Source organism: Lentzea waywayandensis (assembly GCF_900115955.1).
GTDB classification, from domain to species: domain Bacteria; phylum Actinomycetota; class Actinomycetes; order Mycobacteriales; family Pseudonocardiaceae; genus Lentzea; species Lentzea waywayandensis.
On record NZ_FOYL01000008.1, the window covers coordinates 182,197 to 206,792 of the forward strand.

The window sequence follows — 24,596 nt, forward strand, 5'->3', positions numbered from 1 at the left end:
GGAGGAGAACGGGGATGACGACGACGAGCCTGGTCCGGGAGCTGAAGACCCTCCGCAAGGGACGGGGTGTGCACGCGGGACGGATCGTGGACAAGATCGGTCCGGCGCTGGCCGCGGCGTGCGGGATCACCGGGGCCGACGGGTCGGTCACCGCCAAGCAGAAGCTGGTCGCCAGGCTGACCGAGCTGGTCGAGCAGCTGCCGGAGGACCTGCACCTCGCGGCGCGGGTGGCGTTCGGCCTCATCTCGGACGTCCGGCACCCGCTCTACCAGGAGCGCGTCGGCTGGCTGGCGGCGACGATCGACCGCGACGCCCGGACTGTGCGCCGGCGCGTCGACGAGGCCGTGGAGCAGCTGGCGGAGCTCGCCGTGACGACCACGCGCCGGGACGCGGGCGGCTGGCACACCGCGGAACTGGCCGTGGCGGTGATGCTGGACCAGGAGCAGCCGGAGGTGCTGGAGCGCTACCAGGTCGTCGCGAACCAGGACGGGGTGGCCTCCCTCGACTTCGCCGCCGCGTTCCCCGTGCACCGGCGGGATGTCGAGGCGCACCTCCTGTACGGCGGCACGTTGCGGGACCGGGGCAACCTGGAACGGCCGGGCTTCACGCTGGTTCCGGCCGAGCCGCTGGCGCGCGGCGAGATCCACGACTTCGCGATCCGCTACCGGCTGTCCCACCGCGATGCCATGCGTCCGTGTGTGCTGCACGTGCCCGAACGGCCGTGCGACGTGTTCGACCTGCGTGTGCGGTTCGAGCACGACCGCAAGCGGTTCGTGCGGGCGTTCGACGGGGTGCTGGTGCAGCGGTCCGAGGCCGAGCCGACCGGGATGCAGCAGTCCGTGGACCGGGCGGGGGAGATCCATCTGCGGTTCCGGCGGCTGTTGCCCGGGCTGCTCTACGGCGCGCGGTGGGGCGGGGCGGCGGTGTGCTCGACGCGCCGGGCCTCATGACCGGCGGGGCTCGTACCAGGTCTCGCCCACCGGTTCGCCCGCCATGTTCCACGCCCACACGCGGGTCGGCGTGATCCGGCAGTAGACGCCGGGGCCGACGATGCCGGTGCGGTCCTCAGGGTCGTCGGCGGTGCCGTAGACGCGGATCGCCCGCGCGACGAACGGGGTGAACGAGACCAGGTCGTCGACCACGAGCGACACCTTGCGGCGGCCGGCGGTGATGTTGCGGAACTTGCGGGTGTTCCTGACCTGGTCACCCGCGCCGCCGACCCAGAGGTGCGTGCCGTCGTACTCGAACGCCAGCGGCACCACGTCGGGCTGGCCGTCCTCGTTGATCGTGGCGAGGCGCGCCAGCGGCTGTTCGCGCAGGTAGGCGATCTCTTCGTCGGTGAACATGCCTTCTATACGAACAGCAAGCCGCGGTTTCGACTACTTGGCGTCGCTGTTGAACGTGAAGAGGCACCAGCCGTCGGACTCCTTCTTCAGGAACCCGCCCGCCTTGGTCTCCGTGCCGTTCAGCGTGTACCACAGGCGGGCCTGGCCGGAGTCCTCCGCTTTGGTCGTGGTGACCTTCTCGTGCAGCCGCAGCTGGCCGCCCGCCGCGATGGCCTTCTCGGCCCACGTGTTGACCGCGCGGGCCGTCGAACAGATGTAGAGACGGGCGGCCGCGATGTCCTTGGCGTTGATCGCCTTGGCGAACGCCTGCACGCGGCCCGTCGGGCTGTTCGGGTCCGGGTCCGGCGGGGGTTCCTGGGAGTCGGCCACCGGCACGAAGCCCATTTCGCAGACGACGTACCTGTTGTCCTCCTGGAAGAGCGCCAGCACCCCGCGCCGCTTCTCGGGTCCGCTGTCCGTCGGGTACTCGACGGACATGATCGCGACGGTCGAGTCCTTGTTCGCGTCGTTGTAGACCGGGTCGCTGGGCCTGATCTCGCGGACCTCGTCGACCTTGAAGACCGGTTCGGCGTCGCTCTTGTTCCTGGGGTCGAGCGGCTGGACGTCCCGGTACAGGATCTCCTCGGCGCGCGAGATGTCCTTGTTCTCGGCTTTGGTGCGGCCGTCCTTGCAGACCAGCACGTTCACGAACTGGTCGATGTCGCGCCGGTTGAGCGCGTCCTCGACGGCCTTCGCGGCGTTCTCCGGCGTGGACTGGTCCACCGGGGCGGAGCCGGTGGCCGGCTTCGACTTCATCCAGCCCGGCCAGAGCAGGCCCGTGCCGAGCAGCAGGGCCACGAGACCGATCACGACGAAGACCACCGGGGACTTCTTCCTCGGAGGGCCGGGTGGCATCGGCGGCATGCCGGGGTGGGGCTGCCCCCACGGCTGCTGCGGGGGTTGCTGATTCCACGGCCCCGGCGGTGGTCCGGACTGGTAGGGCGGCTGCGTCACGTTGGTCAGTCTGGCGGAGCCGGTGGCGCGGTGTGGCCCGAACGGGCGAACGTCCACCTGACGCGTGAGGCCGCGGCCGGGGCATGCTGGGTGGGGTGAAGCCGCTGATCGTGATCGACGTCGACGGGCCGCTCAACCCGTTCGCCGCGAACCCCAAGCCGGACAACTACCGGCCGTTCGACCTCGAGGTCGGCTGGCGGCGCAGGCTCCGCATCTGGCTCGACCCCGATCACGGCGACCAGTTGAGACAGCTGGCGGAGGAAACCGGCGCCGAGCTCGCGTGGGCCACGACGTGGCTGCATCGGGCGAACACCGAGATCGGACCGCGTCTGGGCCTTCCGCCGCTCAAGGTGATCGAGTTCCACGACGAGACCGGCTGGAAGTACCCGGCGGTGGCGCGCTACGCCTACGAGAGGCCCCTCGTCTGGTTCGACGACGACTTCGGGCTCCACTCCGCGCGCCGCGAGGAGTTCGTCCACAAGCGACAGCACCTGACCACCGCGCTCGTCCACGTCGATCCCGGTACCGGGATCTCGGCACAACACCTCAGCGAAGCGCGGGAAGCATTCGGCGGCAACCCCTAGGACGCCGAGAATTCACGGTTGGAGTCGAGAAGGTCTCAACCGGCGCGGCTGGCTTGACAACGAAAGCATCCCGAGCCAATCCTCCGCTCGTGCTGAAGCGAGGGAACGTCACGACGAAGTTGATTGGCGTCGGCGCGTTGGTGCTGGCGGTGGCCGCCTGTGGCGCCCCGCCCGCCAAGGAGACGCCGGCTGGTGCCGCTGGAACCGCGAAGTCCGCGAGCGAGCTCGGCGGCATGGACAAGCTGGTCGAGGCCGCCAAGAAGGAGGGCAAGCTCAACGTCATCGCGCTGCCCCCGGACTGGGCGAACTACGGCGAGATCATCAAGGCCTTCGAGGCCAAGTACGGCATCAAGGTCGACTCCGCGCAGCCGGACGCGTCCAGCCAGGAGGAGATCAACGCCGCCAAGCAGCTCAAGGGCAACGACCGCGCGCCGGACGTCTTCGACCTCGGCCTGAACGTGGCGCTGGCCAACAAGGACCTGTTCGCCCCCTACAAGGTCAGCACGTGGGACGACATCGCCGCGGAGCTCAAGGACGCGGACGGCGCGTACTACGGCGACTACGGCGGCTTCATGTCGATCGGCTACGACGCCGCGAAGGTGCCGGCGCCGACGAGCGTGAAGGACCTCCTCAAGCCCGAGTACAAGGGCAAGGTCGCGCTCAACGGCGATCCGACGCAGGCCGGTGCCGCGTTCTCCGGCGTCATGATGGCCGCGCTCGGCAACGGTGGCTCCGCTGACGACATCGCCCCCGGTGTCGAGTTCTTCAAGCAGCTCAAGGCCGCCGGCAACTTCCAGCCGGTCGACCCGTCGCCCGCGACCATCGAGTCCGGTCAGACGCCCGTCGTCATCGACTGGGACTACACCAACGCCGCCCAGACCGAGAAGCTCAAGGGCAAGCTCGACTGGAAGGTCGTCGTCCCGGCCGACGCGCAGATCGGCGCCTACTACAACCAGGCCGTCAGCAAGGACGCGCCGCACCCCGCGGCCGCGCGCCTGTGGCAGGAGTTCCTCTACTCCGACGAGGGCCAGAACCTGTACCTGAAGGGCATGTCCCGCCCGGTGCGCCTGGACAAGATGGGCGACAAGGCGGACAAGGCGGCGAAGGACAAGCTGCCGAAGACCGAGGGCAAGCAGGTGTTCCAGACGCAGGCCCAGGCCGACAAGGCCAAGGCCGTTCTCACCGCGACCTGGGCGCAGGCCATCGGATGACCTCAGTCGCTCCTGTAGCGGCGGCAAAGCCCGGCGGCTCCACCCCGAAGAAGGGTGGGGCCGCCGGTCGGCCATCTGTGGCCGCCTGGCTCGTCGCGGTGCCGTTCCTGGCGTTCGTCGGCACCTTCCTCGTCTACCCCACGGTGCTCGTGCTCTTCGGTGCCTTCCAGGACTCCAACGGCGCGTTCACGTTCGACAACCTCACGACGCTGTTCACGGGTGTCGTCTTCGACGCCTTCGTGCGCAGCATCGAGCTGTCCGCGCTCACCGCGGTCATCGGCGCGATCTTCGGCGCGCTGCTCACGTGGGCGATCGCGGTCGGCAACCCCGACGGGATGCTGCGCCGGACCGTCGTCGCGGGCAGCGGTGTGCTCGCCCAGTTCGGTGGCGTGCCACTGGCGTTCGCGTTCCTCGCGACGGTCGGCTTCGAAGGTCTCGTCACGAAGTTCCTGCGTGACAACGTTGGCATCGACCTGTTCGCCGGCAGCGCGTGGCTGTTCGACCTGCCCGGTCTGACGCTCGTCTACACGTTCTTCCAGATCCCGTTGATGGTGATCGTGTTCCTGCCCGCGTTGGACGGCCTGCGCCCGCAGTGGCGTGAGGCGAACGCGAGCCTGGGCGGCACGAGCTGGACGTACTGGCGGCACGTCGGCGGCCCGATCCTGACGCCGCCGTTCCTCGGCGCGCTGCTCCTGTTGTTCGCCAACGCCTTCAGCGCCTACGCCACGGCCGCCGCGCTCGTCTCGCAGGGCAGCCCGATCGTGCCGTTGCAGATCCGGGGTTTCCTCACCGGTGAGGTCGTGCTCGGCCAGGAGAACCTGGGCAAGGCGCTGGGCCTCGGCATGGTGATCGTGGTCAGCATCGCGATGGGCGTGAACGTGCTGCTGCAGAAGAGGGTGGCCAAGTGGGTTCGCTAGTGAAGCAGCGCGTCCTGCGCACGATCATCCTGCTGATCCTCGGCGTCTACTTCATCCTGCCGCTGATCGCGATGGCGGAGTTCTCCACGCGGGGCAAGGGCGGCAGCCGCAGCCTGGAGTCGTGGACGTCCATCGTCGACGACGAGGGCCTGATGGAGGCACTCGTCAACTCGCTGCTGCTGTCGGTGACCTCCGCGGTGCTGATGCTGGTGCTGCTCGTGCCGACGATGGCGTGGATCCGGCTCAGGCTTCCTCAGCTGCAACGGCTCGTGGAGTTCCTGTGCCTGCTGCCGCTGGCGATCCCCGCGATCGTGCTGGTGGTCGGCATGGCACCGCTCTACGCGTGGGTGAACTTCTTCCTCGGCGACTCACCGCTGACGCTGACGTTCGCGTACACGATCCTGGTGCTGCCGTTCGCCTACCGCGCGGTCGACGCCGGTCTCGCCGCGATCGACCTGAAGACGCTGGCCGAAGCCGCGCGCAGCCTCGGCGCGTCGTGGTTCACGGTGCTGTGGAAGATCGTCGTGCCGAACATCCGCGTCGCCCTGATCGGTGCGTCGCTGCTGTCGGTGGCCTTGGTGCTCGGCGAGTTCACCATCGCGTCGCTGCTCAACTTCGACACGCTGCAGGTGCAGGTGAATCTTCTGGGCAAGCGCAACGCGGGTGTGTCCATCGCGGTGTCGCTGCTGTGCCTGCTCTTCGCGTTCGTCCTCCTGTTCGCACTTTCTTATGTCGGCCAGCGGCGCCGTCAGACCGTGGTCGAGGAGTAAGACATGGGTCATCTGGAACTCAAGGGACTGCGCAAGTCCTTCGGCGGCAACATCGCTCTGGACGGTCTTGATCTGGAACTGGCCGAGGGCGAGCTCGTATCGTTGCTCGGTCCGTCCGGCTGCGGCAAGACGACGGCGCTGCGCATCGTCGCGGGCTTCGAGACGTCCGACTCCGGCACGGTCACGGTGGGCGGCAAGGACATCACGAAGGTCCCGGCCAACAGGCGGGACATGGGCATGGTCTTCCAGGCCTACAGCCTCTTCCCGAACATGACCGCGGCGCAGAACGTCGCGTTCGGCCTGAAGCTGCGCAAGGGCGACACCAAGCGCACGTCCGAGCTGCTGGAACTGGTCGGTCTCGCGCACCTCGGTGGCCGTTACCCGCACCAGATGTCGGGTGGCCAGCAGCAGCGCATCGCGTTGGCGCGCGCCCTGGCGATCCAGCCGCGCGTGCTGCTCCTGGACGAGCCGCTGTCCGCGTTGGACGCCAAGGTCCGCGTGAACCTGCGGGACGAGATCCGTCGCATCCAGACGGAGCTCGGCATGACGACGCTGTTCGTCACGCACGACCAGGAGGAGGCGCTCGCCGTCTCCGACCGGGTCGGCGTCATGTCGCACGGCAGGCTGGAGCAGCTCGACACCCCGTCGGTCGTCTACCGGGAGCCGGCGACGGCGTTCGTGGCGCAGTTCGTCGGCGTCACCAACAGCGTCGAGGCCAAGGCGGAGGGTCAGACCGTCGTGGTGAACGGTGTCACGGTGGCCGCGTCGCACGACCAACCGTCCGGAAGCGACGTTCGCGTCATCGTGCGTCCCGAGGACATCGGCGTTTCCGCGCACGACGGCGACTCCAATGGCAAGATCGTGGGCGACGTGCTGACCCAGTCGTTCCTCGGGCCGGTCACGCGGATCTCGGTCAGGGTGGGTGTGCAGGTGCTGCGCATCGACCAGCCCTCCAACACCGCCTCCGCCTACCAGCCCGGCACGCGGGTCGCGCTCGACCTCAGCGAATCACGAATCATGGTGGTGCCGGGATGATCAGGAAGCTCCTCGCGCGCGACACGGCGGAGACCCACCGGGTCGCGACGCCGTTGGAGCTGTTGTTCGACCTCAGCTTCGTGGTGGCGGTCGCCCAGGCCGCCGCCTCGTTGCACCACGCCGTGACCGAGAACCACGCGGGGGCCGGCCTGCTGGCGTTCTGCATGGCGTTCTTCGCGCTGTGGCTGCCGTGGCTGAACTTCACCTGGTTCGCCAGTGCGTTCGACAACGACGACACGCTCTACCGGATCATCACGATGGTTCAGATCGCCGGTGTGCTGGTCATCGCGGCGGGCATCCCGGCGGTCTTCGAGCACCAGGACTACCGGATCGTCGTCAGCGGTTACGTCGTCATCCGGCTCGCCATGGTCACGCACTGGCTGCGTGCCGCGCGGGACAACCCGTCGCACAAGGCGTGCGCGTACCGGTACGCCGGCGGCATCGCGGTCATGCAGGTGTTGTGGGTGCTGTGGCTCTTCGCGCCACCGAGCCTCGCGCTCGGGCTGTGGGTGCTCGGCATGCTGGCCGAGTTGCTGGTGCCCGCCTGGGCCGAGAAGTCGACCGCGACGACGTGGCACCCCCACCACATCGCGGAACGGCACGGCCTGTTCACGCTGATCGTGCTCGGCGAGTCGATCCTGGCGGCCACGCTCGCGTTCCAGAAGGGCTTCGACAGCGGCGTCAACCTCATCTCGCTCGCCGCGGCCTCGCTGGTCATCGTGTTCTCGGTGTGGTGGATCTACTTCGAGGCGCCGTCGCACCTGCACAACCTGAAGAAGGCGTTCCTGTGGGGGTACGCGCACCTGTTCATCCTCGGCTCGATCGCCGCGCTCGGTGCGGGACTCGCGGCCAGCGTCGACTACGACCTGCACCTCTCGCACGCGCCGGGCACGACGGTCGCCGCGTTCACGACGGTGCCGCTGGCCGTGTTCTTCCTGTGCGTCTGGTACGTGCAGGACTGCCCCGGTCAGTCGGGGGTGCGCAAGTACCTGCTGCCGCTGGGCTCGCTCGCGGTGCTGGCGGCGACGTTCGGTCCGGCGCCGATCCACGTGACGGCGGGGATCGTGCTGGTCCTCTGCATCGCGAGCCGGCTGGTGCAGTCGGCCGATCAGCGCGTGGTGGCGTAGTCGCGCAGGGCGTCGCTGGAGGCGGGGAGTCCGTACTCGCGCACCAGCATGCCGAAGTTGCCGAAGTTCCTGCCGTCGATCAGCCAGGTGCCGGGGGAGCCGGCGAGCGCGTCGACGAGGCGGCGCTGCCGGTCGTCCAGCGACGGGTACCCGGTGCCCGCCGGGAGCGCTCCCGCGGGGAACGCCAGATGCAGCGCTTCCTTCACGACGTGGAAAGCGCTGGTGCCGGACACCGACGGGACGCGCTCCAGCAGCGCGTCGAACGTCCTGGCGGCGTGCCGGTCGCCGGTCAGCCGCAGCGCGCCACCCGCGTAGGCGGCGAGGTTGCCGTCCAGGAAGGGAACCCTGTCGCTGTCGGGAAGCGCACCGGCGGCGGCGGAGATCAGTTCGTCCACGACGTCGTCGGTCGCGTCCGGGCCGTCGACGGTGGCGAGCGCGATCGCGGCGCCCCAGCGGGCGATCGGCCGCGGGTCGTCGAGCGTGATCGCGGGACGGCCGCCGAGCAGTCCCGTCGCGACCGCCGCGGTCGCCGCCACCACACCCTCGTCGTCGCCCTCGGTGAGGTTCGCCAGTGCCCGCAGGCTTTCCGGTGCGTCCTCGGGGAACCAGGCCAGGGTGTACGCCGCCATGCACGCCACCGGCGGCTCCCAGGTCAGCAGTGCGCGGAACACCGGGACCCCGGCGCGGACGGCGTCGTAGGCCCGCACCCAGATGTGCGCGAACATCCGGCCCCGGTCCTCGTCGGAGAGGCCCTCGACGTACTCGTAGTCCGCCTCGTCCTCGTCGAAGCCGTCGTCGCCGGGCCGGGGCGCCGCCGCCAGGACCGCCTCGCCGCCCGCCGCCCGCGCGCGGTGATCGGCGACGGGAAGCCCGCCGGGCAGCCACATCTCGTCGAACCCGGTGACGATCGAGCAGAGCAGGCTCAGCAGCTGCGGTTGCTCGTCGCACTCGGGCGCGGTCAGCACCTCCAGCAGGAACGGGACCGCGTACGCCGTGGCCTCGTAGATGGTGCCCTGGTGGTAGATGTTGCCGCTGAGCTCCCACAACGCCTTCTGCCGGCGATCCTCGTCGGGCGACACCAGGTCGCGGATCTGATCGGGCACGTCGTCGGCGGGTCCGTAGGCGTGGGTCAGCCGGTCCCAGCCCACCTGATCAAGTCCGTTCAGCACGGACGCCATCCTGTCAGGGCGGGCACTTTGGCGGGTTCGCTTTGTTCTGACACGAGTGGTGCGATGATCGTCGCCATGACCGGTGTCCGTGAACTCCGCCTGGTCGTCACCGCTGACGACTACGACGAGGCCCTGCGTTTCTACCGCGACGTGCTCGGCCTCGAGCAACGGGCGGCGTTCGCGTCCGACGGCGGGCGGGTCACGATCCTGGAGGCCGGCAGGGCCACGCTGGAGATCACGGACCCGCCGCACGCGGAGTACATCGACCAGGTCGAGGTCGGCAAGCGCGTCGCGGGGCACGTCCGGGTGGCCTTCGAGGTGGACGACTCCGCCGCGACCACCCGTGCGCTGGAGGCCGCCGGGGCCGAGGTGATCGCGGAACCGACGCGCACGCCGTGGAACTCGCTCAACGCCCGGCTGGCCGCACCGGCCGGGTTGCAGCTGACGTTGTTCCAGGAGCTGGGCGAGTAGATGACGATCTCCGCTGCCGGGTACCGCGACCTCGCGAACCGGGACGTGCTGGCGTGCGCCGTGGTGACGGTCGCCGCGAAGTTACCGATGTCCATGACGCCGCTGATGATGGTGTTCCTGACCAGAGGACTGCCCGGCGGGTACGTGCTGGCCGCGTCGCTGGTCGCCGTCTACGTGCTGGGCGAGATCCTCGGCGCCGCGCTGCTCGGGCTCTTCCTCGACCCGTCGCGGATGCGCGGGCAGCTGTCGATCGGGCTGGTCGTCGGCGCGGGGGCGTTCACGACGCTGGCGTTGACGCAGAACGTGACGGTGCTGGCGGTCGCGGCGTTCATCGCGGGGGCCGGGCCGTCGACGACGCCGGGCGGGCTGCGGGCGATGCTGCTCGGGCTGGTGCCGGACTCGTTGGTGCCCAAGGCGATGGGCTTCGACGCCATGATCACGCAGGTGGTGTGGGCGGTGGCGCCCGCGCTGGTCACCGTGCTGGCGCTGAGCGTCGACCGCCGCGCGCCCGTCGTGGTGTCCGTGTCGCTGGTCGTCGTGGCGGCCTGGCTGGTGTTCATCCTGCCGCGCGGGCACGTCACGTCCCGTTCCGGCACGGCGAAACCTCGTGTCGTGGCGTCGGCCTGGCCGATCTACCTCGTGAGTGCGGCGGCGCTGGCACAGCTGGCGGTCGCGGAACTGGTGCTGCCCGCGTTGCTGGAGCACCGGGGGATCGGGATCGGCTGGATCGGGCCGCTGCTCATGGGTTTCGCGGCGTGCAGCGCGCTCGGCGCGGTGCTGTACGGGTTGCGGCCGTGGCCGGGAACGTTCCGCACCCAGGGTCTGGTGCTGCTCGTCGTCACCGCGACCTGCGTCGGCGCGCTGGCGTTGTTCCCGAACCTGCCGGGCATCGCGGGCGCGTTGCTCGCGGCCGGGTTGTTCCAGTCCGGCGTGCTGGTGACGCGCAGTCTCGCGTTGCGCGAACGGCTTCCGGTCGGCGCGCACGCGGCGGGGTTCTCGATGATGTACGCGGTGACCGGCGCGGGCTACGGGCTCACCGCCGTCGTCGTCGCGTGGGCGATGGACGCAGGCTCGCCGGTCTGGGCCGTTTTCGGTGGTGTGGCGGTCACCCTGGTCCTGACAGCAGTCAGCGCGGCTGCCGAACGACGGCAGCCGCGCTGATCTGAGAGGGAGCTGCTACCCGCGGTAGAAGTTCCCCTGGGTCTGCACGTTCAGCTCGTCCGTGCGGAACAGCTTCGCCACGAACGTGCGCGGGTCGCGCATGTCGATCACGTCGAAGCCGCGGCCCATCTCCGAGGAGTAGATGTAGCCGTTGTACCAGTAGGTCGACCAGGTGCCGCCGCCCTGGGCGTTCGGCATCGGGCCGCGCTCGAAGAAGCCGATCTCACGCGGCTTGGCCGAGTTCGTGAAGTCCCACACCGAGACGCCGCCCTGGTACCAGGACTGCACCATGATGTCCTTGCCGGGCACCGGGATCAGCGAACCGTTGTGCGCGACGCAGTTCTCCGAGTCGCCCTGCATGCGCGGGATCTTGTAGTAGGACTTGAAGACCAGCTTGCGGTCCTTGCCCTTGCCCACGATGTCGTAGATGCCGTTGGCACCGCGCGTCGGGCCGATCTTCTCGTTGCACGTCGCCGCGCCGCCGCCACCGAGCTCGTCGGTGAAGACGACCTTGGTGCCGCTGTTGTTGAAGGTCGCCGAGTGCCAGAACGCGAAGTTCTTGTCGTCCTGGACGCGGTTGATCTCCACCAGGTTCTCGCGGTTGGAGATGTCCCAGAGGACGCCGTCACCCATGCACGCGCCGGCCGCGAGGTCGAGCTGCGGGTAGACGGTGATGTCGTGGCAGCCGGAGGTGGCCGAGGTGTAGCCGGTCTCGATGGTGCCGATGCGACCGGGGTTACCGCCGTCCGGGAAGAGCACCGGCGCCTTCAGCAGCGAGGCCGAGGCCGGGTTGCGCACCGGGACCTTGACGATCGAGATCTTGTCGTGCGGCGGCTGGCAGTCCGGGAACGTGGCGTTGGGCGAGTAGGAAGAGACGTAGAGGTACACGTCCTTCTTGTTCTTGCTCGGCACCATCGTGTGGGTGTGCGAACCGCAGGCGGTCTCGACGGCCGCGACGTACTTCGGGGCCTTCTTGTCGCTGATGTCGAAGACCTTGATGCCCTCCCACGACTCCTTGATCGTCGCGGACTGGGAGACGCTGCTGCACGAGTTGTCACTGCGCGACGAGTCGGTCGACAGGAACAGCAGGTTCCCGTACACCGAGATGTCGTTCTGCGAACCGGGGCAGAGGACCGAGCTCGTGATCTTCGGCGCCCGCGGGTTGCGGACGTCGTAGATGGTGAAGCCGTTGTAGTTGCCGACGAACGCGTAGTTGTCCTGGAACGCGATGTCGGTTTGGGTCGCGTCGAGCGGAGCCTGCTTGTCCAGGTGGGAGACCAGGACCATGTTGCGGCTGCGGCTGATCTCGTCGACGCCGGGAAGTCCGGTGGCCCCTTCGGCCCGCGACTCGAGCTGAGCCTCGCTCAGCCCCTTGCCATCGGCGGGAAGATCGGGCTCTGCGAACGCGGGCGCCGTCAGCGTTGACAGCGTCAGCGTGAGCGCCCCCAGGATCGCGAAAGGCGTTCTGCGCCGCCGGGCCGTTTCGCGTGAACTCACAGCTTTACCCCCTCGGTACGGGTTGGTGAGGGGGAGTATGACCCTTTCGCCTTGCTAAGGGCCAGCGTCTTTCGGAGGGTATTCTCCGGAGCATGCGTTCTGGGGTTCTGGTCATCGTGGCGGCATTCGCCCTGCTGGCAGGCTGTACGTCGGAGCCGGAAGCGGCGCCGGTCATCGCACCGGACACGCCCGGCGGCTCGGCGCCCACCGTGGCGCCTTCGGACGTGAGCGGTGTGATCCCGCCGCCGCCCAACGACGCTGACCGCGAGTACGTGGCGATGATGATCGCCCACCACGAGCAGGCGCTCGCCATGACCAGGTTCGCTCCCGAACGTGCGCAGAACGAGACGGTGAAGGGCCTGGCGGACCGCATCCGGTTCAGCCAGGAACCCGAGATCGGCGCGATGAAGCAGTGGCAGCGCACGTTCAACGCCATCGGAACGCACGGTGACCACGCCTCGATGCCCGGCATGGCCACGCAGGACCAGTTGAACGCCCTGGGCGCGGCGCGCGGCAAGGACTTCGACCGGATGTTCCTGGAGCTGATGATCAAGCACCACGAGGGTGCGATCAAGATGGCGACGGACGTGCGCGGGGCCGGCACCAACGTCCAGGTCGAGGAGATGGCGGACGACGTCGTGGCCACGCAGGACGACGAGATCAACCGGATGAGGAAGCTGCTGACAGAGCTGTGAGCTTGGCGCGCACGGCGTCGGCGTCGGGCTGCCCGAGGTCCTCGAACGTCTGGAGCGCCTCCGTCCACGCGCGGTGGGCCGCCTGGCCGTCGCCCATCTCCTCGTGCACCTCGCCGAGGGACACGAGGGTCACGGCGATGCCGTAGCGGTTGCCGGACGCGCGCGCGGCCGCCACGGACAGGTCGTAGTGGTGGGCGGCGCCGGTCAGGTCGCCCAGTGCGCGCAGGTTGTAGGCGATGCTGTCGAGGGTCTCGGCCTCGGCGAACCGGTTGCCGTGCTCGCGGTGCAGATCCCGCGCGTCGCGACACGTTCGCAGCGCTTCCTCGTGGTGGCCGAGCACACCCAGGTACCAGCCCAGGTCGCCCATGGCGTTGGCCAGGCCCATCCGGTCGTCCACCTCGGTGAACAGCGCCATGGCGAGCCTGATGTGGTGGGTCGAGGCTTCCAGGCTCCCTTGACGTTCGAACACCGTCGAGATGCTGCGGTGCACTCGTGCGGCGCCGCTCTTGTTCCCCTGCTGTTCGTAGATCTTCAACGCGCTGCGCAGGTGCGCGGTGCATCGGTCGAAGTCGGTGAACCGGAACCAGGTGTGTGCGACGAGGTGGTGCATGCGTGCGACCGCGTCGTCGTCGCCGAGTCGTTGTGCCGCTTGCAGTGCGGTGGTCAGCAGGGCGTTCCACTCGCGCCAGCGCGCCTCGCGGTCGAAGTACAGGTGCAGGCACCACGGCAGTTGCCACGCCTGCACGTCGAACCGCTCGGCCGCGGCCAGCGCGCTCATCGCGATCAGGACCTGGTTCTCGGTCTCGAACCACTGCCACGCCTGCTCTTCGTCCGCGACGAGTTCGGGACTGACCCCCGGTTGGGCGGCGGCGATCGTGAAGTGCCTGCGGTCCTCGCCGAGGAGGCTGTCCGCGTGGTGCGCGCTGTGCAGGTAGTGGTCGACGGCCCGGTGCAGGGCGGCACGGGTCTCGACCTGGCCGGCGAGTTCGCGGGCGTAGGCGCGGACGAGGTCGTGCAGTTCGTAGCGGTCCTTCGAGTTCGTGACGAGGTTCGCGCGGGCCAGTTCCAGCAGTGCCGTGCCCGCGTCGGATCCGGCGAGGCTCGTGGCCGCGGCGGCGGAGATGTCCGGTCCGGGATGGACACCGAGCAGCCGGAACAACGTCGCTGCGGCCGTGCTCAACCTGGTGCAGGACAAGGAGAACGCGGCGCGCACGCTCGTGGTCGGGTCGCCGGTGTCGAGGAAGTCCAGCGTGTTCTGCTCGTTGGCGAGTTCGTCGGCAAGCGCGCCGAGGGAGAGGTGGGGATCGGTCGCGGCGCGGGCGCCCACGATCGACAACGCGAGCGGTAGCCCGCCGCACAACGTGATCAGCCGTGTCACCGCGGCGGGTTCGGCGGTCACGGGGCCCGCGCCGACGCGTTCGGTCAGCAGCCCGACGGCCTCGGTGTCGGTGAGCACGTCGAGGTCGAGCACGCGGGCGCCGTCCAGGTCCCTCATGCGGTTGCGGCTGGTGATGACCACCGCGCAGCCGTCGTGGCCGGGCAGCAGAGGGCGGACCTGGGCCGCGTCCCTGGCGTTGTCGAGCAGGACGACGAGGTTCCTGGCGGCCACCAGTCTCCGGTACAGAGCCACCTGGTCGTCGTGGCCGGCGGGCATCCGCGCGGCCGGAACGCCGAGCATGCCGAGGAAACCGCGCAGGGCGTACTCGGGTCGCATGGGCTCGAAGGCGGGGTCGAAGCCGCGCAGGTTCACGTGGAGCTGGCCGTCGGGGAAGCGGCTCGCCGCCTCGTTGCACCACTGGACGGCGAGCGCGGTCTTGCCGATGCCGGCGGTGCCGCTGACGACGGTGACCGGTGCGGGCTCGGTGAGCGCGGCCAGTTCGCGATCGCGGCCGGCGAACTGGGCGAGCATCCCCGGCAACTGGCGCGGTACGGGGACGAGCGCCTGGACGGCCTCGCGTTCCGCGTCGAGCCTCGCCGCGGCGTCGTGCACGCCGCCGACGTCCTCGAAGGCCTTGCCACGCCACAACGTGAGCGCCTCGGCGTGGCGGCCCTGGTCGCGCAGTGAGCGGAAGTCCCGCAGGTCCGAGTTCGTGACGTGGACGAGGTACCCGGTGCCGTGCGTGCGCAGGCAGCTGGCGGCCTCGCCCAGCGCGTGCCGCAGTCTGCTCACGGCCTTGCGGGTGGACGAGGCGTCGCCCAGGTCGTCCAGCGGAACGATCTCACCGGCGTTCGCGAGCAGCGTCGCGAGGATGGTCCGGCCGCGGCCGGCGGGCAGCGGAACCTCGTGCCCGTCGACCTGCACCCGCAACGGTCCGAGCAGCAGAAATCGAACGTCCCCCATGCGAGGGGAGCGTATCTCCTACTCGGTGCGCTGGCGGGGCAGCACCATGTCCTCGGCGTGCTGGAACGTCTCGACGGCGTTCCCGGTGACGTGCCGCGCGATGCCGCGGTTGCGCTTGTGCGCCTCGCGGAACGAGTCGGACTTGACCCACGCGCGGAAGTCGTCCTCGGTCTCGAACTCGTTGACCGACACGTACGGCTGGTCGTCCTTCGTCGGCTTGAGCAGCGTGCTGCGCAGCAGGCCGGGAACGCCGGGAAGGTACGTGCGCATGTTGTCGCGGAAGTGGGCCTCGAACTCCTCCGCCCGTTCGGCGGGCACGAACAGCCGGTTGGTCGCGATGAACATGCAGGCCTCCTGATTCCGACGCTCTGTCGGGAACTATTCCAACTCCCTGTCGGGAAATCAAGCGCGATACGATCCCGATGTGCCGAGGATCAGCGCAGACACCGTCGCGGAGCATCGCGCCAACCGGTTGCGTGCCCTGCTGGACGCCGGGCGGGACATCGTGGCGACCGAGGGAGCGGAGGCGCTGACGCTCGCGTCGCTCGCCAGACGTGTCGGGCTGTCGCGGCCGAGCCTCTACGAGTACTTCCGCTCGCGCGAGGAACTGGTCGCCGCGATCGTGTCGGACGCGCTGCCGGAGTGGGCGGTCAAGCTGGAGGACGCGGTCAACGGCGCCTCGTCCGTGCCGGAGAAGATCGAGGCGTACCTGCGGACCGAACTCGCGATCATCACCGACGGCAGCCACGGGGCGGTGGTGGCCCTGTCCGCGCACACGTTGCCGGACTCGTCGCGCGAGCAGATCAGGGCCGAGCACGAACGGTTGCTGGCGCCGTTGGTCGGCGTCTTCAGGACGGCCGGGGTGGAGCGGGCGCAGTTGCGGGCGATGCTCGTGCACGCGATGGTCGAGGCGACGTCGCGGATGATCACGCCGGGTCGCAACGAGCACAACGAGGCCGTCATCGCGACGTTGCTCGACCAGGTGGTGCACGGGCTGGACAAGCCCATCAGCTGAACGGCACGACCTCGCCGTGGCGGACCAGTTCGCCGTAGTGCTCCGGCTTGAGCGGGCCGAGTGCCAGGTCCAGCAACGCCGTCGCGGCCTGGGCCGGGGTGGGGGCGGTGCTGACGTCCCACCACAGCGCGGACGTCGGCGTGTTGATCATTCCAGGGCACGCCGCGGCGATCAGGACGCCTCGGGCGAGGTCGCTGTCGCGGCGTTCGTTCGCGAGGACGCGCACGGCGGCGACCTGGCCGATCTTCGACGGGATGTTCACGAACCCCGGCCACGCCCCGGAGCGGGCGCGGCCGTCCTTCACCGCGTCGCGCCAGCGGGCGACCTGCACGTCCAGCTCGTCCAAAGAGGACGGTTTGGTGAAGTGCTCGTGCAGCACCGGTGCGAGGTGCTGGAGGGTGCCGAGCGAGCTGGCGACCACGATCAGCCTGCCGTTGTCGTCGAGCAGCGGCGCGAAGGCCTTCAGGAGCCTGGTGGTGCCGAAGTTGTTGACCTCGGTGTAGCCGTCGATGATCTCGCGCGGGTCGTCGTCGGGGCCGACGCGCATGACGGCGTTGCCGAAGACGACGTCGATTCCGCCGTGCCTGTCGTGGATCTGGGCGGCGAGCTTCGCGGCGGAACCGGGGTCCGCGACGTCCAGGAGCTCGCCGCGGACCTTCGCGCCACCACCGGGCATCGACCGCACGGCGGTGGTGATCTTCTCGACGTCCCTGCCGGTGAGGTAGACGGTGTCGGTGGGGGCGAGGCGTTGCGCGAGTCCCTCGGCCAGCGCCAGGCCGAGGCCCTGGGTGGCGCCGGTGACCAGTGCGATCGTCATGTCTCAAGCCTTCGCGAGGAGGGTTTCGGAGTACGTCCACAGCCGGGCGGCGTTGTCCGGGTCGAGGGCGTAGCGGGCGACGCCGTGCAGCGGTGGGGCCTCGCCGCGGCGGTCGACGGTCTGGGCTTCGTCGCAGTCGTCGAAGTAGCGGCCGGCGATGCCGTCGAGCAGCGGTGAGGTGGCCACCAGGACGGACGTCGCGGCGCCCTGTTCCGGCGTCTTGACGACGCTGGGGTCGACCGTGCCGCTGCCGCGTCCTTCGGTGTGGCGCTGGAGGTTCGTGTAGATGGCACCGGGCATGACGGCGTTCGCGGTGATGCCGTCGGCTGCCCACCGGCGTGTTGCCTCGACGGCGAACAGGACGTTGGCGGTCTTGCTTTGGCCGTAGGCGCTCCACGGGTCGTAGGGACGGAACGCGTAGTGGACGTCGTCGAAGACGACCGGCGAGATCATGTGGCCGGTGGAGCTGACGACGACGATGCGCGCGTTGCCCGCCCTGAGCGCCGGGTGCAGGTTCGTGGCCAGCGCGAAGTGACCGAGGTGGTTGGTGGCGAACTGCCACTCCCAGCCCTGCTCGGTGCGCTGCTCGGGGCTCGCCATCACGCCCGCGTTGGCGATGAGAACGTGCAGCGGGCCGTCCCAGGCGCTGGTGAACGCGTCGATCGAGGCGAGGTCGGTCAGGTCGAGCCTCGCGACGTGGACGTCGCCGCCGATGTCCCGCGCGGTCCTCTCGCCGGCGGCGGTGTCGCGGACGGCCAGGGTGACCTCGGCGCCCCTGCCGGCCAGCGCTCGCGCGGTCTCGATGCCGATGCCGGACGCGGCGCCGGTCACGATCGCGCGCTTTCTGGTCAGGTCGATGCCTTCGGCGACCTCGGCGGCGGTGCTGCTGAATCCGAACGGTGTGGTGATCACGCCTTCGACGCTAGGCTCGTCTCGGTCATGCGGGTAGCGAGAATCTGTCAACCTGGGTATGCGGGGATGTCATGGCTCTGAGTGACGCGTCGCTGGTCGCGCTGCGGGTGTTCCGCGAGGTGGCCGAACGGGGGACGTTGACGGCGGCGGCCTCCGCGCTGGGCTACACGCAGTCCGCGGTGTCCCGGCAGATCGCCGCTCTGGAGAAGGCGGCGGGGGCGTCGTTGTTGGAGCGGCGCCACGACGGCGTGCGGCTCACGGCGGCTGGACGGCTCGTGTTGCGGCGTGCGGCCGTGGTGGTCGATCAGGTCGATGCGGGTGCACGAGAGCTCGCGGGCCTGCCGGAGGAGGACGAGAGCACGATCCGGCTCGGATGGTTCGCGACCGCGGGTGCTTGGCTTGTGCCTCAGGCGCTGCTGGCGTTGGGGCGCACTCATCCGTCCATCTCCGTCGTCACGCGTGAGGGCAGCACGCCGGCGTTGGTGCGTGCGCTGCGTGCGGGCACATTGGACGTTGCGCTGATCGCGTCGTCACCGCCGTTTCGTGCGCCCGACGACGAGAGCCCCGCGCTGGAGGTCGACACGCTCACCGAACGCAGCCTGCATGTCGCCGTTCCCTCCGCGCATCCGTTGGCGCGCAACGACTTCATCGACATCGACGACCTGCGGGGTCAGCGCTGGATCGCCGGGCTCGGCGACCAGCTGGTGATGGGGGTGTGGCCGGGCCTTCCCGAACGGCCGGTCGTCGCGCACACCGCGCGGGACTGGCTGGCGAAGCTGCAACTGGTCGCGGCGGGGTTCGGCATCACGACCGTGCCGGCGGCGCTGGCGACGGTCCTGCCCGCCGGGGTGCGGGTGCTGCCGGTGCGGGGCGGGCCCTCCGAGCAGCGCCGGATTCAGCTCGCCCGGCTGCCGGGACCGCTGCCCGAGCCGGTGGCGCGCCTGGCCGCGGCTCTGCGGGCCGCCGTGCTGGCGACCGGCTGACGGCATCAACCGATCGGTTGATCCAGGTCGCGCTCGTTGTTCGATGATCTTCGAGCGTTGTTCTTCGACGCTGGTGGCATGGCAATCATCGAAATGAGCGACCTCGGGAAGAGGTACGGGCCCCGCGTGGCGGTGGACTCGGTGTCGTTCGAGGTGGCCGAGGGGGAGATCTTCGGCGTGCTCGGGCCGAACGGGGCGGGCAAGACGACGACGGTCGAGTGCGTGGCCGGACTGCGGACGCCGGACCGGGGGAGCGTGTCGGTGCTGGGGCGGCGGCCCGCTGATGTCCGCGCGTCGATCGGGGTGCAGCTGCAGGACTCGGAGCTGCCGGAGCGGATGCGGGTCAGCGAGGCGTTGTCGCTGTTCTCGTCGTTCTACCCGGAGCCCGCGGACTGGTCCGAGCGGCTGGGGCTGACCGAGCACCTGGGAGTGGAGTTCGGCCGGCTGTCGGGCGGGTTGAAGCAGCGGCTGTCGATCGCGCTGGCGTTGGTCGGCTCGCCTCGGGTGGCGATCCTGGACGAGCTGACGACGGGGCTCGATCCGCAGGCGCGGCGGGACACGTGGTCGGTGATCGAGGAGGTGCGGGCGGCCGGCGTGACGATCCTGCTGGTCACGCACTTCATGGAGGAGGCCGAACGGCTCTGCGACCGGGTGGCGGTGTTCCGCGACGGGCGGATCGTCGCGCTGGACACGCCCTCCGCGCTGGTGTCGCGTGTGGACGGTGCCACTCGAGTGCGGTTCGTGCCGTCCGCCGCCTTGGACGTGTCGTTGCTGGAGGCGCTGCCGGAGGTGACCGGGGTGTCGTCGGTGGGGGAGCAGCTCGTGGTCAGCGGATCGGAGGACCTGCTGCACGCGGTGACGTCCCTGCTGGCGCGGCGGCAGATCGTGGCGCGTCAGCTCCGCGTCGACCAGGTCTCGCTGGACGACGCCTACGTCGAACTCACCGGGGGTCGTCATGTTGAAGATCATTGAGATCGAGGCGCGGTTGTTCGTGCGCGATCGGCTGAACTCGTTGTTCGCGATCCTGTTCCCCAGCTTGTTGTTGCTGGTGCTGGGCGCGATTCCGGCGCTGCGCACACCTGACGCGAACTTCGGCGGTCAGCGGTTCATCGACAGCTACATGTCGGCGCTCGTCGTGTTCACGTTGGTGTTCATCGGCTTGCAACGGTTGCCTGCGGTCGTGGCCACGTATCGCGAGAAGGGTGTGCTGCGCCGGCTGTCCACCACGCCGATGCACCCGGCGCGGCTGCTGGCCGGTCAGATGGTCGTCAACTTCGCCGCGGTGATCTTGTCGGTGCTGCTCCTTATGGTGGTGGGGTACGTCGTTTTCGGCGTCGACCTGCCTCACCATCCACTCGGCCTGGCGTGTGCCGTGGTGCTGGGAGGCGCGGGCACGTTCGCGCTGGGCCTGGTGATCGCCGCTCTGGCCCCGAACGCGCGAGCGGCCGGTGGCTGGGCGACGGTGGTGTTCATGCTGCTGATGTTCTTCGGCGGCGTGTACCTGCCGCGGTTCATGCTGCCCTCGGTGATTCAGGCGATCGGGTCGTACACGCCTCCCGGTGTGGAGGCGCTGCAACAGGCGTGGCTGGGTACCGCGCCGGATTGGAGGCATCTCGCGATCATGGGGCTGGTGAGCCTCGTGGCGGGTACGGTCGCGGCCAGAACGTTCCGCTGGGAGTAGCTCGTGGACATCGCCGCGTTGGACAGGTGGGAGCGCAGGCTCGTCGCGATCGCCCGCGTGATCCCGTACTTCGTGCTGACCGTGACGACGGTGCTGTACTCCCTCTTCACCACGCAGTCGGTCCCGGAGCGCTGGTTCACCTATGGCGTCGTGGCGTTCGGCTTCGTGTGGATGGCGTGGTGGTTCACGCTGCATCCCGCGTGGCGCGGCCGTGCGGAGCTCATGGCCGTGTTCATCGGTGGCATGGTCGTGTTCTACGGGGTGCTGGGCATGCGCGAGCACTGGTTCGGCGCGGTGTCGTACGCGGTCTTCGTCTACGCGAGCGAGGTCCTGCGTGGCCGGTGGATGTTCTTCGTCGTCGCGCTGACGGCCACCCTGGCGACGCTGTCGTTGTTCGGCGGCTACCCCTCCGACGCGCCGGCGGCGTTCTGGTTGCTGCTGCTCGTCTTCGTGGTGGTGGCGTGCACCTTCACGTACGTCGGCCACGTGACGACCGAACAGTCCCGGCTGCGCAAGGAACTCCTCGAGGAGAACGAGGGCCTCCACGCGCAGTTGCTGGTGCAGGCGCACGAGGCAGGCGTGCAGGACGAACGCCACCGGATGGCGGGCGAGATCCACGACACCCTGGCCCAGGGCCTGGCGGGCATCATCACGCAGCTGTCCGCGGCGACCGGGTCCGACTGGGAACGCCGTGTGGCGGTGGCGGCCGACCTGGCGCGCTCGAACCTGGCCGAGGCCCGCCGCTCGGTGCACGCCCTGCAACCACCGGCCCTGGATTCGGCGGCCCTGCACGAAGCTCTGGACGACGTGGCGTCGGGCTGGTCGAGGCACAACGGCGTCCCGGTCTCGGTCACGCTGACCGGCGCCGTGCGCGAAATGCACCCGGAGGTGGAGGTCGCCTTGCTGCGCACCGCCCAGGAAGCCCTGGCGAACGTGGCCAAGCACGCCTCGGCGTCCCGCGTGGGACTGACCCTGTCGTACATGGAGGACGTGGTGACCCTGGACGTGCGCGACGACGGCGTGGGCTTCGACCTCGCCCGCCCGTCGGACGGCTTCGGCCTGCCCGCGATGCGCCACCGCGTGCACCGCCTGTCCGGCGCGCTGTTCGTGGAGTCCGAACCGGGCGCGGGAACGGCGATCTCGGCACGGGTGCCGGCATGATCCGGCTGGTCATCGTGGACGACCACCCGGTCGTCCGCGACGGGCTGCGCGGCATGCTGTCCGCCGCGCCGGACTTCGAGGTGGTCGGCGAGGCCGCCTCGGGCGACGAGGCGGTCGCCGTGGTCACTGCCATGTCGCCGGACGTCGTCCTGATGGACCTGCGGATGCCGGGCTCGGACGGCCTGTCCGCGATCGAACGCCTGCGCCCCCACCCGTGCCGCGTCCTGGTGCTCACCACCTACGACACGGACCGCGACGTCCTGCCTGCCATCAAGGCTGGCGCCACCGGCTACCTGCTGAAGGACACCCCGCGCGACGAGTTGCAACGCGCGATCCGCGCCGCGCACGCGGGCGAGGCCGTCCTGTCCCCCGCGGTGGCCACGCGCCTGCTGGGGCAGGTGCGGGAGCCCGCGCTGGAACCGCTGTCGACCCGGGAGCTCGACGTGCTGGCGTTGGTGGCCAAGGGATCCACGAACCGGGCGGTGGCGGCGGCGCTGTTCATCAGCGAGGCGACCGTGAAGACCCACCTGCTGCACGTCTACGCCAAGCTCGGCGTCTCGGACCGGGCGGCGGCCGTGGCGGTGGCGTACGAACGCGGACTGCTGAAGGGGAGCGGGCGATGATCCCCGGCTATGAAGCCGATCCGCTGACGGAGGCCGACGAGTACCTGGAGCGGCCGCTTTTCTGGCTGTGCCACCTGAGTTCGTTGCTGCAGGACGAAGAGGCGCAGGAACTGGCCTTCGGAGCCGACTGGGAGGCGGCCGGAGAACTGGGCGACGAACTGAGGTCGACGAGCCGCTGGCCGGTCTTCACCGTGCCCGTGGGCAACGAGTGCGTGATCCACGTCGTCTACCGCAACTTCGAGGGCGACATGGGCATCGACTACCTCCTGCACGACCCGGCGGCGCACGAGGCGCTTCGGCTGGTCAGCGACGAAGGTTCCTTCATGGGGCCGGGCCTGTCGTGGCGCGAACTGGACACCGCGGCCGCCGACGCGCGGACGTTGCTGCTGCTTCTCCCGATGCTCGGTGACGCCGACCTGCCGCCGGACGCGACCACCCGCGTCGCCGAAGCGCTGGCGGAGCTGACCTGGATCGAGGAGCCGGCGACGGTCGCCGAGCTGATGCTGGCCGGACAAGGCCAGTGGGGACCGGCGAACTGGCGCGAGCGGGACGGCGTCTGGATCTGCGACGGCGCCTACAGCTACCGCTGCCCGCACAACGAGTTCTCGTTCGACCCGGAGCGACTCGCGAAGGTGAGCGCGGCGCTCGACGGGCGCTGAGGAGAGGTCTCGCGGCGGGACCACTTCGGTTGGTCCCGCCGCGTGCGGCAACTCCCCCTTGCCAATGGCACCCCCCGATGCCATTCCCTCACCCCTCGCTGTGTAGGAACTCCCGCCAGTCGCCGAGATACGAGATGTCCCGGATGTCACCCGTTTGGAGCAGCGGATCGACCATCGCGTCCCGAAGCACGGTCGCGAGGGCCGCGCTGCCGTCCTCCAGTTCGATGACGCCGATCTCCAGTTCGGCCGGCTCGGCCGGGACCAGGTGGTCGCGCAGGATCTTCAGCGGCAGGTCGTAGAGCTCACCCACGACCGAGGCCGAGCCCGACTCGTGCATCGCGGGGAACTTCCCCCGCACCGAGAAGTAGCGGTACTTGGCCGCACTGCGTGCCCGGCACACCATCGGCGTGCCCTGGAGCTGCGAGTGCAGAGGGCCGCCCCGCATGCCGCCGCCGTTGAGGAAGATCAGTGCCATGACTCTCCAGGTTTCGGTGGATGGGGGTGGACAGCGCGGACAACGGAAGTCCGGTGCCGCCGTGGTGGACGGCGACCAGTTCGGCCGCGATCGACACCGCGGTCTCCGCCGGGCTGCGGCCGCCGAGGTCGAGGCCGACGGGGGAACGGAGCCGCGCCAGCGACGCCTCGCCGACGCCCGCTTCTCGCAGTCGTTCGAGGCGTTCCGCGTGCGTGCGGCGGGAACCCAGCGCGCCGACGAACGCCAGAGGTCTGGACAGCGCCTCCACGAGCACCGGGATGTCGAACTTCGGGTCGTGGGTCAGCACCACGACGGCCGTGGAGGCGTCGGTGTGGGTGGACGCGAGGTAGCGGTGCGGCCAGTCGACGACGACTGAGTGTGCTGCGGGGAAACGTGCGGGAGTGGCGAACACGGGACGTGCGTCGCACACCGTCACGTGGTAGCCGAGGAAACGCCCGATCTCGGCCACTGCGGCGGCGTGGTCGATGGCGCCGAACACCAGCAGGCGTGGCGGTGATGTCCACGACTCGGTGAACGTCCGTCCCTCGGCCTCGAACCGCACGGAGACCGGGTGTCCGTCGACCGAAGCCTGAAGGGCCGCGCGCAACGAGCGGCTGTCGCGCTGCACCAGCACGTCCAGCGAGCCGCCGCAGGTGAGGCCGACCGCGAACGCCGTGTCGTCGGAGTAGCCGAACGAGGCGAGAGCGGGAACGCCGGTCGAAAGCACTTGGCACGCGAGGTCGTGGACCTCGGCTTCCACGCAGCCGCCGGACACGCTGCCGATCACCTCGCCGGAAGGCCCGACGGCCATCGCGGCGCCGACCGGGCGGGGCGCACTGCCGCGCACGGCCACGACCGAGGCGACCGCGAACCGGTCCCACGACAGCAAAGTCGGCGCCAGATCACGCATCGAGCCCTCCAAGTCGGGAGAAGGGCTCGGCCGGGTGGCCGCC

At 69.7% G+C, this 24,596-nt stretch carries 26 protein-coding genes and 1 pseudogene; 17 read left to right on the top strand and 10 right to left on the bottom strand.

Annotated features, from left to right (window positions below):
* Positions 1 to 14 precede the first annotated feature (14 nt).
* The gene (locus BM417_RS28775; RefSeq protein ID WP_093601042.1) at positions 15 to 950 is read left to right on the top strand and encodes a hypothetical protein; all 936 of its coding nucleotides are present in this window, start codon (positions 15 to 17) and stop codon (positions 948 to 950) included.
* On the opposite strand, the gene BM417_RS28780 is transcribed toward BM417_RS28775, so the two are convergent.
* Both BM417_RS28780 and BM417_RS28785 read right to left on the bottom strand, forming a co-directional pair.
* Positions 945 to 1,346, bottom strand: coding sequence for a PPOX class F420-dependent oxidoreductase (locus tag BM417_RS28780; RefSeq protein ID WP_093601044.1), 402 nt, complete (start codon positions 1,344 to 1,346; stop codon positions 945 to 947). The two genes, BM417_RS28775 and BM417_RS28780, sit on opposite strands and share 6 nt — an antisense overlap.
* Before the next feature lie 33 nt (positions 1,347 to 1,379).
* Entirely contained in the window at positions 1,380 to 2,339 is a 960-nt protein-coding gene (locus BM417_RS28785) for a hypothetical protein (RefSeq protein ID WP_143138843.1), read from the bottom strand.
* Between the two features lie 95 nt (positions 2,340 to 2,434).
* On the opposite strand from BM417_RS28785, the gene BM417_RS28790 reads away from it, so the two are divergent.
* The 6 genes from BM417_RS28790 to BM417_RS28815 all read left to right on the top strand — a co-directional run bounded on the left by BM417_RS28790 (position 2,435) and on the right by BM417_RS28815 (position 7,983).
* Positions 2,435 to 2,923 (top strand): HAD domain-containing protein, encoded by a 489-nt coding sequence (locus tag BM417_RS28790; RefSeq protein ID WP_218164586.1) that lies wholly within the window; start codon positions 2,435 to 2,437, stop codon positions 2,921 to 2,923.
* An 89-nt stretch (positions 2,924 to 3,012) separates the two neighbouring features.
* Positions 3,013 to 4,134 (top strand): ABC transporter substrate-binding protein, encoded by a 1,122-nt coding sequence (locus tag BM417_RS28795; protein WP_245822217.1) that lies wholly within the window; start codon positions 3,013 to 3,015, stop codon positions 4,132 to 4,134.
* 77 nt (positions 4,135 to 4,211) lie between these two features.
* Positions 4,212 to 5,051 carry an ABC transporter permease gene (locus BM417_RS28800; protein ID WP_245822218.1) on the top strand — a complete coding sequence of 280 codons (840 nt, stop codon included), beginning with the start codon at positions 4,212 to 4,214 and terminating at the stop codon, positions 5,049 to 5,051.
* Entirely contained in the window at positions 5,039 to 5,821 is a 783-nt protein-coding gene (locus BM417_RS28805; protein WP_245822219.1) for an ABC transporter permease, read from the top strand. Before BM417_RS28800 ends, BM417_RS28805 begins: the two co-directional genes overlap by 13 nt.
* Before the next feature lie 3 nt (positions 5,822 to 5,824).
* Positions 5,825 to 6,856: an ABC transporter ATP-binding protein gene (locus BM417_RS28810; protein WP_093601052.1), complete on the top strand. Its 1,032-nt coding sequence runs from the start codon at positions 5,825 to 5,827 to the stop codon at positions 6,854 to 6,856.
* The gene (locus BM417_RS28815; protein ID WP_093601054.1) at positions 6,853 to 7,983 is read left to right on the top strand and encodes a low temperature requirement protein A; all 1,131 of its coding nucleotides are present in this window, start codon (positions 6,853 to 6,855) and stop codon (positions 7,981 to 7,983) included. Before BM417_RS28810 ends, BM417_RS28815 begins: the two co-directional genes overlap by 4 nt.
* On the opposite strand, the gene BM417_RS28820 is transcribed toward BM417_RS28815, so the two are convergent.
* Entirely contained in the window at positions 7,965 to 9,152 is a 1,188-nt protein-coding gene (locus BM417_RS28820; protein WP_143138844.1) for a hypothetical protein, read from the bottom strand. The two genes, BM417_RS28815 and BM417_RS28820, sit on opposite strands and share 19 nt — an antisense overlap.
* Positions 9,153 to 9,227: 75 nt before the next feature.
* Here BM417_RS28820 and BM417_RS28825 point away from each other — a divergent pair, with 75 nt between their 5' ends.
* Positions 9,228 to 9,623 (top strand): VOC family protein, encoded by a 396-nt coding sequence (locus BM417_RS28825; RefSeq protein ID WP_093601441.1) that lies wholly within the window; start codon positions 9,228 to 9,230, stop codon positions 9,621 to 9,623.
* On the top strand, positions 9,624 to 10,784 hold the full coding sequence (locus BM417_RS28830; RefSeq protein WP_093601058.1) for an MFS transporter: 1,161 nt from the start codon (positions 9,624 to 9,626) through the stop codon (positions 10,782 to 10,784).
* 15 nt (positions 10,785 to 10,799) lie between these two features.
* Here the strand turns inward: BM417_RS28830 and BM417_RS28835 are convergent, their stop codons facing one another.
* The gene (locus BM417_RS28835) at positions 10,800 to 12,281 is read right to left on the bottom strand and encodes an LVIVD repeat-containing protein (RefSeq protein WP_177320660.1); all 1,482 of its coding nucleotides are present in this window, start codon (positions 12,279 to 12,281) and stop codon (positions 10,800 to 10,802) included.
* A 92-nt stretch (positions 12,282 to 12,373) separates the two neighbouring features.
* Here BM417_RS28835 and BM417_RS28840 point away from each other — a divergent pair, with 92 nt between their 5' ends.
* Entirely contained in the window at positions 12,374 to 12,976 is a 603-nt protein-coding gene (locus BM417_RS28840) for a DUF305 domain-containing protein (protein ID WP_093601060.1), read from the top strand.
* Here BM417_RS28840 and BM417_RS28845 read toward each other — a convergent pair.
* On the bottom strand, positions 12,942 to 15,317 hold the full coding sequence (locus tag BM417_RS28845; protein WP_093601062.1) for an ATP-binding protein: 2,376 nt from the start codon (positions 15,315 to 15,317) through the stop codon (positions 12,942 to 12,944). The two genes, BM417_RS28840 and BM417_RS28845, sit on opposite strands and share 35 nt — an antisense overlap.
* Before the next feature lie 18 nt (positions 15,318 to 15,335).
* Positions 15,336 to 15,662 (bottom strand): antibiotic biosynthesis monooxygenase family protein, encoded by a 327-nt coding sequence (locus BM417_RS28850; protein ID WP_093601065.1) that lies wholly within the window; start codon positions 15,660 to 15,662, stop codon positions 15,336 to 15,338.
* Between the two features lie 79 nt (positions 15,663 to 15,741).
* Between BM417_RS28850 and BM417_RS28855 the strand changes: the two genes are divergently transcribed.
* A complete protein-coding gene (locus tag BM417_RS28855) occupies positions 15,742 to 16,332 on the top strand; it encodes a TetR/AcrR family transcriptional regulator (protein ID WP_093601067.1) in 591 nt (196 codons plus the stop codon).
* Here the strand turns inward: BM417_RS28855 and BM417_RS28860 are convergent.
* Positions 16,325 to 17,149: an SDR family NAD(P)-dependent oxidoreductase gene (locus tag BM417_RS28860; RefSeq protein WP_093601069.1), complete on the bottom strand. Its 825-nt coding sequence runs from the start codon at positions 17,147 to 17,149 to the stop codon at positions 16,325 to 16,327. The two genes, BM417_RS28855 and BM417_RS28860, sit on opposite strands and share 8 nt — an antisense overlap.
* 3 nt (positions 17,150 to 17,152) lie before the next feature.
* Positions 17,153 to 18,061, bottom strand: a complete 909-nt coding sequence (locus tag BM417_RS28865; protein WP_093601071.1) for an SDR family NAD(P)-dependent oxidoreductase — start codon at positions 18,059 to 18,061, stop codon at positions 17,153 to 17,155.
* Positions 18,062 to 18,132: 71 nt separating this feature from the next.
* Here BM417_RS28865 and BM417_RS28870 point away from each other — a divergent pair, with 71 nt between their 5' ends.
* The 6 genes from BM417_RS28870 (at position 18,133) to BM417_RS28895 (ending at position 23,168) form a co-directional block, all read left to right on the top strand.
* Complete coding sequence (locus tag BM417_RS28870; protein ID WP_093601073.1) at positions 18,133 to 19,044, top strand: LysR family transcriptional regulator; 912 nt, start codon at positions 18,133 to 18,135, stop codon at positions 19,042 to 19,044.
* Positions 19,045 to 19,122: 78 nt separating this feature from the next.
* Positions 19,123 to 20,016, top strand: coding sequence for an ABC transporter ATP-binding protein (locus tag BM417_RS28875; protein ID WP_093601447.1), 894 nt, complete (start codon positions 19,123 to 19,125; stop codon positions 20,014 to 20,016).
* Positions 20,000 to 20,725, top strand: a complete 726-nt coding sequence (locus BM417_RS28880) for an ABC transporter permease (RefSeq protein WP_093601445.1) — start codon at positions 20,000 to 20,002, stop codon at positions 20,723 to 20,725. Before BM417_RS28875 ends, BM417_RS28880 begins: the two co-directional genes overlap by 17 nt.
* Positions 20,726 to 20,728: 3 nt before the next feature.
* On the top strand, positions 20,729 to 21,886 hold the full coding sequence (locus BM417_RS28885; protein WP_177320661.1) for a sensor histidine kinase: 1,158 nt from the start codon (positions 20,729 to 20,731) through the stop codon (positions 21,884 to 21,886).
* A complete protein-coding gene (locus BM417_RS28890) occupies positions 21,883 to 22,509 on the top strand; it encodes a response regulator (protein WP_093601075.1) in 627 nt (208 codons plus the stop codon). The genes BM417_RS28885 and BM417_RS28890 overlap by 4 nt, the downstream gene beginning before the upstream one ends.
* Positions 22,506 to 23,168, top strand: coding sequence for a hypothetical protein (locus BM417_RS28895; protein ID WP_093601077.1), 663 nt, complete (start codon positions 22,506 to 22,508; stop codon positions 23,166 to 23,168). Before BM417_RS28890 ends, BM417_RS28895 begins: the two co-directional genes overlap by 4 nt.
* A gap of 88 nt (positions 23,169 to 23,256) precedes the next feature.
* On the opposite strand, the pseudogene BM417_RS48040 reads toward BM417_RS28895, so the two are convergent.
* Together BM417_RS48040 and BM417_RS28905 are read right to left on the bottom strand one after the other, a co-directional pair.
* Positions 23,257 to 23,574, bottom strand: a pseudogene (locus tag BM417_RS48040) (allophanate hydrolase-related protein); the annotation flags it as partial.
* The gene (locus BM417_RS28905; RefSeq protein ID WP_093601081.1) at positions 23,471 to 24,553 is read right to left on the bottom strand and encodes an XdhC family protein; all 1,083 of its coding nucleotides are present in this window, start codon (positions 24,551 to 24,553) and stop codon (positions 23,471 to 23,473) included. The gene BM417_RS28905 and the pseudogene BM417_RS48040, both read right to left, overlap by 104 nt.
* Between the last annotated feature and the right edge of the window lie 43 nt (positions 24,554 to 24,596).

Coding starts and splice junctions, on each gene's coding strand:
- BM417_RS28775 (WP_093601042.1), top strand. CDS start 15: ATGACGACGACGAGCCTGGTCCGGGAGCTGAAGACCCTCCGCAAGGGA.
- BM417_RS28780 (WP_093601044.1), bottom strand. CDS start 1,346: ATGTTCACCGACGAAGAGATCGCCTACCTGCGCGAACAGCCGCTGGCG.
- BM417_RS28810 (WP_093601052.1), top strand. CDS start 5,825: ATGGGTCATCTGGAACTCAAGGGACTGCGCAAGTCCTTCGGCGGCAAC.
- BM417_RS28815 (WP_093601054.1), top strand. CDS start 6,853: ATGATCAGGAAGCTCCTCGCGCGCGACACGGCGGAGACCCACCGGGTC.
- BM417_RS28825 (WP_093601441.1), top strand. CDS start 9,228: ATGACCGGTGTCCGTGAACTCCGCCTGGTCGTCACCGCTGACGACTAC.
- BM417_RS28830 (WP_093601058.1), top strand. CDS start 9,624: ATGACGATCTCCGCTGCCGGGTACCGCGACCTCGCGAACCGGGACGTG.
- BM417_RS28840 (WP_093601060.1), top strand. CDS start 12,374: ATGCGTTCTGGGGTTCTGGTCATCGTGGCGGCATTCGCCCTGCTGGCA.
- BM417_RS28845 (WP_093601062.1), bottom strand. CDS start 15,317: ATGGGGGACGTTCGATTTCTGCTGCTCGGACCGTTGCGGGTGCAGGTC.
- BM417_RS28850 (WP_093601065.1), bottom strand. CDS start 15,662: ATGTTCATCGCGACCAACCGGCTGTTCGTGCCCGCCGAACGGGCGGAG.
- BM417_RS28860 (WP_093601069.1), bottom strand. CDS start 17,149: ATGACGATCGCACTGGTCACCGGCGCCACCCAGGGCCTCGGCCTGGCG.
- BM417_RS28870 (WP_093601073.1), top strand. CDS start 18,133: ATGGCTCTGAGTGACGCGTCGCTGGTCGCGCTGCGGGTGTTCCGCGAG.
- BM417_RS28875 (WP_093601447.1), top strand. CDS start 19,123: ATGGCAATCATCGAAATGAGCGACCTCGGGAAGAGGTACGGGCCCCGC.
- BM417_RS28880 (WP_093601445.1), top strand. CDS start 20,000: ATGTTGAAGATCATTGAGATCGAGGCGCGGTTGTTCGTGCGCGATCGG.
- BM417_RS28890 (WP_093601075.1), top strand. CDS start 21,883: ATGATCCGGCTGGTCATCGTGGACGACCACCCGGTCGTCCGCGACGGG.
- BM417_RS28895 (WP_093601077.1), top strand. CDS start 22,506: ATGATCCCCGGCTATGAAGCCGATCCGCTGACGGAGGCCGACGAGTAC.
- BM417_RS28905 (WP_093601081.1), bottom strand. CDS start 24,553: ATGCGTGATCTGGCGCCGACTTTGCTGTCGTGGGACCGGTTCGCGGTC.